At 63.2% G+C, this 8758-nt stretch carries 7 protein-coding genes; all 7 read left to right on the forward strand.

Annotated features, from left to right (window positions below):
- Nucleotides 1-281, forward strand: a 281-nt coding sequence (locus GSM73_RS01465) for a T6SS effector amidase Tae4 family protein (RefSeq protein WP_218575568.1), incomplete at its 5' end; no start/stop codon positions are given.
- A complete protein-coding gene (locus tag GSM73_RS01470; RefSeq protein WP_047226769.1) occupies nucleotides 281-718 on the forward strand; it encodes a hypothetical protein in 438 nt (145 codons plus the stop codon). The genes GSM73_RS01465 and GSM73_RS01470, both read left to right, overlap by 1 nt.
- The gene (gene tssE / locus GSM73_RS01475; RefSeq protein ID WP_047226768.1) at nucleotides 712-1224 is read left to right on the forward strand and encodes a type VI secretion system baseplate subunit TssE; all 513 of its coding nucleotides are present in this window, start codon (nucleotides 712-714) and stop codon (nucleotides 1222-1224) included. The genes GSM73_RS01470 and tssE overlap by 7 nt, the downstream gene beginning before the upstream one ends.
- On the forward strand, nucleotides 1221-3080 hold the full coding sequence (gene tssF, locus GSM73_RS01480) for a type VI secretion system baseplate subunit TssF (protein WP_047226767.1): 1860 nt from the start codon (nucleotides 1221-1223) through the stop codon (nucleotides 3078-3080). Before tssE ends, tssF begins: the two co-directional genes overlap by 4 nt.
- On the forward strand, nucleotides 3044-4096 hold the full coding sequence (gene tssG / locus GSM73_RS01485) for a type VI secretion system baseplate subunit TssG (protein WP_047226766.1): 1053 nt from the start codon (nucleotides 3044-3046) through the stop codon (nucleotides 4094-4096). The genes tssF and tssG overlap by 37 nt, the downstream gene beginning before the upstream one ends.
- Entirely contained in the window at nucleotides 4089-6779 is a 2691-nt protein-coding gene (gene tssH, locus GSM73_RS01490) for a type VI secretion system ATPase TssH (protein WP_047226765.1), read from the forward strand. Before tssG ends, tssH begins: the two co-directional genes overlap by 8 nt.
- 175 nt (nucleotides 6780-6954) lie before the next feature.
- Nucleotides 6955-8758 (forward strand): type VI secretion system tip protein TssI/VgrG (gene tssI, locus GSM73_RS01495; protein WP_160891502.1); only part of this gene is annotated, 1804 nt, incomplete at its 3' end.

The following is an 8758-nucleotide window of genomic DNA, read 5'->3' on the forward strand; positions in this document are numbered from 1 at the left end:
AATGCGCCCATGGACATGCCCGCGGCGCGGAGTCATTGGCCAACTGGCTATGGATTATTAATCACACAGCCACCACCGAGATCTACACCACCAGCGTGGCAGACCGCACAACACTGATGGGCAAAACCGGAATCATCTTCTTCAAAGACTGCTACCAACAGAACAGCGACACTGCCGGTCGACCTACTGGTGATCACATCGACCTGTGGAACCGTGGCCTGACCAAGAGCGGTGATCTGTTCTCAAGATCCAAGGCCATCTGGTTCTGGGAGCTTTCGTGATGCGCAGCCCTTTGTTTCTTTCGGCGCTGGCGGCAAGCCTCGTCAGTCTAAGCGCGTGCGCCGGGCAGGAAACAGTCGCTCCGGCAGCCCTGACGCAAGCAGTTTTCGTCGGACATCCGGTGAGCCTGATCGACGTTCAAGGTCGCTGCACGCTCGTTAAACCTGACCAGAGCCACCTGACGCTCGATATGGAATGGCCTTGCCAGTTCAGCCTGGGCCCGGACAAGCAACTGCGTGTGGAGACCTTCAACCAAGTGCCGATTTTCTTGGTCGAACGCAGCGAACACATGCCCGCTCCCAGCCGCGATTGCTTGACCAAAATTCAAGCAGTACGCCTGGTCAAGGAAACATTGGAGGTCTCGGATGTGAGCCAATTCGCCTCCTGCGGCCCTGGCCAATGGGATCAAAAAATGTATACGGCGCTCTTTCGGTGGTAACCGAAATCGCCACCCGCGATCGCCTGCAACCGTCCCTGTTGGACCGGTTGACCGACGACGATCCGAGCAACCCCAAGGAAAGCGCCGACAAGCGCGTGTTGTCGCTCACCCAGTTGAAAGCCTCGGTGCTGCGTGACCTGGCGTGGTTGCTCAACACCACATCGTTGCTCGATACCGACGCCACGCTGCACACCCCGGCAGGCACGTCTGTGGTCAATTTCGGGTTGCCGGCGCTGGCCGGCAACAGCGCATCGAACGTCGACCTTCCGGCCTTGGAAGCGTTGATCCACCAAGCCATCGCCACGTTCGAACCGCGCATCTTGCGCCACACCCTGAGGGTGCGAGCCCGAGCAACCGCCGAGATGAACCACAACGCCTTGAGTTTCGAGATCGAGGGTGACCTCTGGGCGCAGCCCGTGCCGCTGCGCCTGATGCTGCAAACCGACCTGGACCTGGAAACCGGCCACGTGCGCGTGGTCCAAGCCGACCAGCGGAGACGCCCATGAATCCGCGCCTGCTGGAGCTGTACAACCAGGAACTGCACCACGTGCGCGAAAGCGCGGCGGAGTTCGCCAAGGAATACCCCAAGATCGCCAGTCGGCTGACGTTGTCCGGGATGGACTGCGCCGACCCGTACGTCGAACGTTTGCTGGAAGGCTTCGCCTACCTGACGGCGCGGGTGCAGCTCAAGCTCGATGCCGAGTACCCGACCTTCACCCATAACCTGCTGGAAATCGCCTATCCCCACTATCTGGCGCCCACGCCGTCGATGACCGTGGTGCAACTGCAGACCGACCCCGATGAGGGCTCGCTGAGCGGCGGCTTTGCGCTGCCCCGGGACACCGTCCTGCGCGCCGCCCTGGGGCGTGAAACCCAGACCTGCTGCGAGTACCGCACCGCCCACGCGGTGACGTTGTGGCCGTTGCAGGTCAGCCAGGCCGAGTACTTCGGCAACCCGTCCGCCGTGCTCGGACGCCTGGCCGCCAGCGAACCGAAGGCCAAGGCCGGCCTGCGCCTGACCCTGCGTACGGGCGCCGAACTGCCGTTCAACAGCCTGCCCCTGGACAACCTGCCGCTGTACCTCAGCGGTGCCGACGAACAGCCCTTCCGTCTCTACGAACAACTGCTGAGCAATGCTTGCGCGGTGTTCGCCCGCAAGCCCGGCGGCGATTGGGTTGAACGCTTGCCTCAGGACGCGCTGTGCTCGCGGGGTTTCGACGATGCCGATGCCGCGCTGCCCGTGGTCTCGCGCGCCTTCCAGGGCTATCGCCTGTTGCAGGAATACTTCGCCCTGCCCCATCGGTTCCTGTTCGTCGACTTCACCCAATTGAGCCGCGCGGTCAAGCGCTGCGACGGTCAGGAGCTGGAGCTGATCGTGCTGTTCGACCGGCACGACCCGAGCCTGGAGGGCAGCGTCGGCGCCGCGCAGTTTCTGCCGTTCTGCACCCCGGCGATCAACCTGTTCCCCAAGCGCCTGGATCGCATCCACCTCTCGGAGCGGGTCAACGAACATCACGTCATCGCCGACCGCACCCGACCGATGGATTTCGAAGTGCATTCGCTGACCGGCCTCACCGGCCACGGCACCGGGCCGGAGCAGCCGTTCCTGCCGTTCTATGCCGTGCGCGATCCGTCCCGTTATGGCCGCGACCAGGCCTATTACACAATACGGCGTGAGCCACGAGTATTGTCCAGCGACCAACGACGCAACGGCCCGCGCTCGACCTACGTGGGCAGCGAAACCTTCGTCAGCCTGGTGGACAGCCAGCAGGCGCCCTATCGCCACGACCTGCGCCAACTGGGCGTGACGGCGCTGTGCACCAACCGCGACCTACCGCTGTTCATGAGTGTGGGCAACGGCAAGACTGATTTCACGTTGGCCGACAGCGCGCCCGTCGGCGCGATTCGTTGCGTCGCCGGCCCCAGTCGACCACGGGCCAGCCATGCCCACGACGCCAAGGCCTGGCGTTTGATCAGCCAGCTCTCGCTCAATTACCTGTCCCTGAGCGAGCAAGGCCAGGGCGCCGCCGCCCTGCGCGAACTGCTGCGCCTGTACGGCGACAGCAACGATGCGGCGGTGCAGTTGCAGATCGAAGGCCTGCGCGAAGTCAGCAGCAAGGCCTGCACCCGACGCCTGCCGATGCCCGGCCCGATCGTGTTTGGTCGGGGCCTGGAAATCACCCTGGAATTCGATGAAAACGCGTTTCGCGGCACTGGGGTGTTTTTGCTCGGTGCGGTGTTCGAGCGCTTCCTGGCACGCTACGTGTCGATCAACAGTTTTACCGAAACGGTGATCCGTACCACCGAACGCGGCGAGATCATGCGATGGAAAGCCAAGCCCGGACGTCGTCCGACCCTTTGAGTACCCTGGACGCGATGCACCAGGAGCCCTGGGAATACGACTTCTTCCAGGCCTTGCGCCGTATCGAGTGCGAATCCCCCGAGCTGCCGCGCCTGGGCCATTCATTGCGCCTGGCCGACGACCCGCTGCGCCTGGGGCAACAGGCCGAATGCACCTTCGCCCCGGCGACCCTGGCCTCGGTGCAACCGGGCCTCGACGGTGCGCCGGCACGCCTGGAGCAGTTCTTCTTCGGCCTCGGCGGCCCCAACGGCCCGCTGCCGCTGCACATCACCGAATACGTGCGCGAACGTCAGCGCAACAACGCCGACAGCACCAGCAAACGGTTCCTGGATGTGTTCCACCATCGCCTGCTCAGCCTGTTCTACCGGGCCTGGGCCGAAGCGCGGCCAACGGTCAGCCATGATCGCCCGGACGATGACTACTGGTCGGCGCGCCTGGCCGCCCTCAGTGGTCGGGGCATGCCGAGCCTGCTCAAGCAGGGGCTGATCCCCGACACGGCGAAGCTGCATTACAGCGGCCACTTGTCGGCGCAAACCCGCTACCCGGACGGCCTGAAGGCCATCATCAGCGAGTACTTCGGCCTGCCGGTGGAGATCGAAGAATACGTCGGCCAATGGCTGGAACTGCCAGAACGCAGCCGCGTGGGCGTCAGCGCCCATCAGTTGGGCGTGGACTTTTGCCTGGGCCGCTACGTGTGGGATCGCCAGCACAAATTCCGCATTCGCCTGGGGCCACTCAAGCTCGATGACTACATGGGCATGTTGCCCGGCAGCCAACCCTTCAACGAGCTGGTGGCCTGGGTCGCCGAATACCTGGGCCATGAACTGGACTGGGACCTGAACCTGATCCTGGAACAACCCGAAGTACCGGCGCTGCAACTCAACGGCAGTTTGCGCCTGGGGTTCAACACCTGGTTGGGACGCCCCGAAACAGATGCCAAGGATTTAATACTGGCCCGGCATTACGCCGAACAGGCCAACACCTCACAGACCTCAAGGAGCCATGAGCATGGGTGAAATCAGTCGCGCCGCGTTGTTCGGCAAACTCAACAGCGTGGCCTACAAAGCCATCGAAGCCGCCACCGTGTTCTGCAAGTTGCGCGGTAACCCCTACGTGGAACTGGCCCACTGGTTTCATCAGTTGCTGCAGCTGCAGGACTCGGACCTGCACCGCATCATCCGCCAGTTCAATATCGAGCCAGCACGCCTGGCCCGCGACCTGACCGAAGCCCTGGACCGCCTGCCACGGGGCTCGACCTCCATCACCGACCTGTCTTCCCACGTTGAAGAAGCCGTGGAACGCGGTTGGGTCTACGGCAGCCTGATGTTTGGCGAAAGCCAGGTGCGCACCGGTTACCTGGTGCTGGGCATTCTCAAGACGCCAAGCCTGCGCCATGCGTTGCTGGGGCTGTCGTCGGAGTTCGACAAGGTCAAGGTCGAGGCCTTGAGCGAGCGCTTTGACGAATACGTCGGCGACTCCCCGGAAAACGCCCTGACCGCCAGCGACGGTTTCAACGCCGGTGCCGTGCCGGGCGAGGCCAGTGGCGCCATGGCCCCCAGCGCCATGGGCAAACTGGAAGCCCTCAAACGCTTCACCGTCGACCTCACCGAACAGGCCCGCAGCGGCAAGCTCGACCCCATCGTCGGTCGCGACGAAGAGATCCGCCAACTGGTGGACATCCTCATGCGCCGCCGGCAGAACAACCCGATCCTCACCGGTGAAGCCGGCGTGGGCAAGACCGCCGTGGTCGAAGGCTTTGCCCTGCGCATCGTCGCCGGCGACGTGCCGCCATCGCTCAAGGACGTGGAACTGCGCAGCCTCGATGTCGGCCTGTTGCAGGCCGGCGCGAGCATGAAAGGCGAGTTCGAACAGCGCCTGCGCCAGGTCATCGAAGATGTCCAGGCGTCGCCCAAACCGATCATTTTGTTCATCGACGAAGCCCACACCCTGGTGGGCGCCGGTGGCGCTGCCGGCACGGGTGACGCGGCCAACCTGCTCAAGCCGGCCCTGGCCCGCGGCACCCTGCGTACGGTAGCGGCCACGACCTGGGCCGAGTACAAGAAACACATCGAAAAAGACCCGGCCCTGACCCGGCGTTTCCAAGTGGTGCAAGTGGCCGAGCCGTCCGAAGACAAGGCGCTGCTGATGATGCGCGGCGTGGCCTCGACCATGGAAAAACACCATCAGGTGCAGATCCTCGACGAGGCTCTGGAAGCCTCGGTCAAACTGTCCCACCGCTACATCCCGGCGCGCCAGTTACCGGACAAATCCGTGAGCCTGCTGGATACCGCCTGCGCCCGTGTCGCCATCAGCCTGCACGCGGTGCCGGCCGAAGTGGACGACAGCCGTCGGCGCATCGAAGCGCTGGAAACCGAGCTGCAAATCATCGCCCGTGAACACGCCATCGGCATTGCCATTGGCAGCCGTCAGACCCAGAGCGAAAACCTGCTGAGCGCCGAACGCGAACGCCTGGCCGAGCTGGAAGGCCGCTGGGCCGAAGAGAAAGCCCTGGTGGACGAGTTGCTCGCCACCCGCGCCACCCTGCGCGAGCGCGTCGGCGTGGTGGACAGCGAAGACAACAGCGAAGCTTGCGACAACGAAAGCCACGCCCTGCGCGAGCAACTGGTGGACCTGCAACAGCGCCTGACCGCGCTGCAAGGCGAAACCCCATTGATTCTGCCGACCGTGGACTACCAGGCCGTGGCCTCGGTGGTCGCCGACTGGACCGGTATCCCGGTGGGCCGCATGGCTCGCAACGAACTGGAAACGGTGCTCAACCTCGACCAGCACCTGAAAAAACGCATCATCGGCCAGGACCACGCCTTGCAGATGATCGCCAAGCGCATCCAAACCTCCCGCGCCGGCCTGGACAATCCGAGCAAACCCATTGGCGTGTTCATGCTCGCCGGCACCTCCGGCGTGGGCAAGACCGAAACCGCCCTGGCCCTGGCCGAAGCCATGTATGGCGGCGAGCAGAACGTCATCACCATCAACATGAGCGAGTTCCAGGAAGCCCACACCGTGTCCACCCTCAAGGGCGCGCCACCGGGCTACATCGGCTATGGCGAAGGCGGCGTACTGACCGAAGCCGTGCGGCGCAAACCGTACAGCGTGGTGCTGCTGGACGAGGTGGAAAAAGCCCACCCGGACGTGCATGAGATTTTCTTCCAGGTGTTCGACAAAGGTGTGATGGAGGACGGTGAAGGCCGGGTGATCGACTTCAAGAACACCTTGATTCTGTTGACCACCAACGCCGGTACCGAACTGATTGCCCAGGTCTGCAAAGACCCGCAGAACGTGCCCGAGCCCGAGGACATCGCCAAGGCCCTACGCCAGCCGCTGCTGGAGATTTTCCCGCCGGCCCTGCTGGGTCGCCTGGTGACAATTCCGTACTACCCGCTCAGCGACGAGATGCTCAAGGCCATCACCCGCCTGCAACTCAACCGCATCAAGAAGCGCGTGGAGAACACCCACAAAGTCGCCTTCGACTACGACGACGCGGTGATCGACCTCATCGTCTCGCGCTGCACCGAAACCGAAAGCGGCGGACGCATGATCGACGCCATCCTGACCAACAGCCTGCTGCCGGACATGAGCCGCGAGTTCCTGACCCGCATGCTCGAAGGCAAGGCGCTGGCCGGCGTGCGGATCAGCGCCCGGGATAACGAATTGCAGTACGATTTCAGCGACGCGGCCTGACGGTAAGGAACACCGTAAAACCCTGTGGGAGCGAGCTTGCTCGCGATAGCGCAAGTACATTCAACATCAATGTTGACTGATACGCCGCCATCGCGAGCAAGCTCGCTCCCACAGTGGCATCTTCCACAGTGGGGGTTGCGTTCCTTCAGCTATTACAACTTGCACGGGACACTCGATGTTATTCAACCAAGCCTCACGCCTGGCCAAAATCACCAGCCCCCTGGGACCTGAGGTGCTGTTGCTCAAGGACATGGGCGGCGGCGAAGAGCTGGGGCGGCTGTTCAACTACGAGTTGCAGTTGCACTCGCTGGACAACGCCATCGACCTCAACCAGGTGCTCGGCAAACCCATGTGCGTGAGCCTGCAACTGGACGGCGGCGGCGAGCGGCATTTCCACGGCATCGTTTCGCGCTTCAGCCAGAACGTTGACCAGGGCCAGTTCGCCAGTTACCAGGCGACCTTGCGCCCCTGGCTATGGCTGCTGACCCGTACCTCCGATTGCCGGATTTTCCAGAACCTGACCATCCCGCAGATCATCAAGCAGGTGTTTCGCGACCTGGGTTTCTCCGACTTCGAAGACGCCCTCAGCCGCCCCTATCGCGAGTGGGAATACTGCGTGCAGTATCGCGAAACCAGCTTCGATTTCGTCAGTCGCCTGATGGAACAGGAAGGGATCTACTACTTCTTCCGCCACGAACAGGGCCGTCATGTATTGGTGCTGGCCGACGCCTATGGCGCCCACACCACGGTGCCCGGCTACGGTTCGGTGCCCTACTACCCCAAGAACGAACAGCAGCGCGAGCGCGACCATATCCACGACTGGCACCTGGCCCAGGAAGTGCAGCCCGGCTCGCTGGAACTCAACGACTACGACTTCCAGCGCCCCAGCGCGCGCATCGACGTGCGTTCGGCCATGCCGCGCCCGCACACCGCCGGCGACTATCCGCTGTACGACTACCCCGGCACCTATGTGCAGAGCCAAGACGGCGAACACTACGCCCGCACCCGCATCGAAGCCTTGCAAACCCTGCACGAGCAAGTGGAGCTGGCCGGCAACGCTCGCGGTCTGGGCTCGGGCCACCTGTTCAGCCTCACGGGCTTCACCCGCCAGGACCAGAACCGCGAATACCTGATCGTCGGCGCCCGCTATTACGTGTCCCAGGAAAGCGGTGAAACCGGCGGCGGCGCACCTTCGGCCCAGTTCGAAAGCAGCCTGACCTGCATCGTCGCCCAACAAAGCTACCGGCCGCTGCCCACGACCCATCGCCCCATCGTCAAAGGCCCGCAGACCGCGTTGGTGGTCGGCCCCAAGGGCGAGGAAATCTGGACCGATCAGTTCGGCCGGGTGAAGGTGCATTTCTACTGGGACCGTCACGACCAGTCCAACGAAAACAGCTCGTGCTGGATTCGCGTGTCACAGTCCTGGGCCGGGAAAAACTGGGGCTCGATGCAGATCCCGCGCATTGGCCAGGAAGTGATTGTCAGCTTCCTGGAAGGCGACCCCGACCGGCCGATCATCACCGGTCGCGTCTACAACGCCGAACAGACCGTGCCTTATGACCTGCCCGCAAACGCCACCCAGAGCGGCATGAAAAGCCGTTCGAGCAAGGGCGGCACCCCAGCGAATTTCAACGAAATCCGCATGGAAGACAAAAAAGGCGCCGAGCAGTTGTACATCCATGCCGAACGCAATCAGGACATTGTGGTGGAGGTGGATGAAAGCCACTCGGTGGGTCACGACCGCAACAAGAGCATCGGCCACAACGAGACGGTGACCATCGGCAACAACCGCCTGCGCATCGTCAAGCAGGAAGACATCCTGTCGGTGGGCCTGCGCAAGACCGACAGCATCAGCCAGAGCTACGTCATTGAAGTGGGCGAGAACCTGCGCCTGGTCTGCGGCGAAAGCATTCTGGAGCTCAACGCCAGCGGCCAGATCAATCTGACCGGCGTGCAAATCAGCTTCTATGCCAGCGGCG

Source organism: Pseudomonas sp. PICF6 (genome assembly GCF_009831705.1).
Lineage (GTDB): Bacteria > Pseudomonadota > Gammaproteobacteria > Pseudomonadales > Pseudomonadaceae > Aquipseudomonas > Aquipseudomonas rhizophila.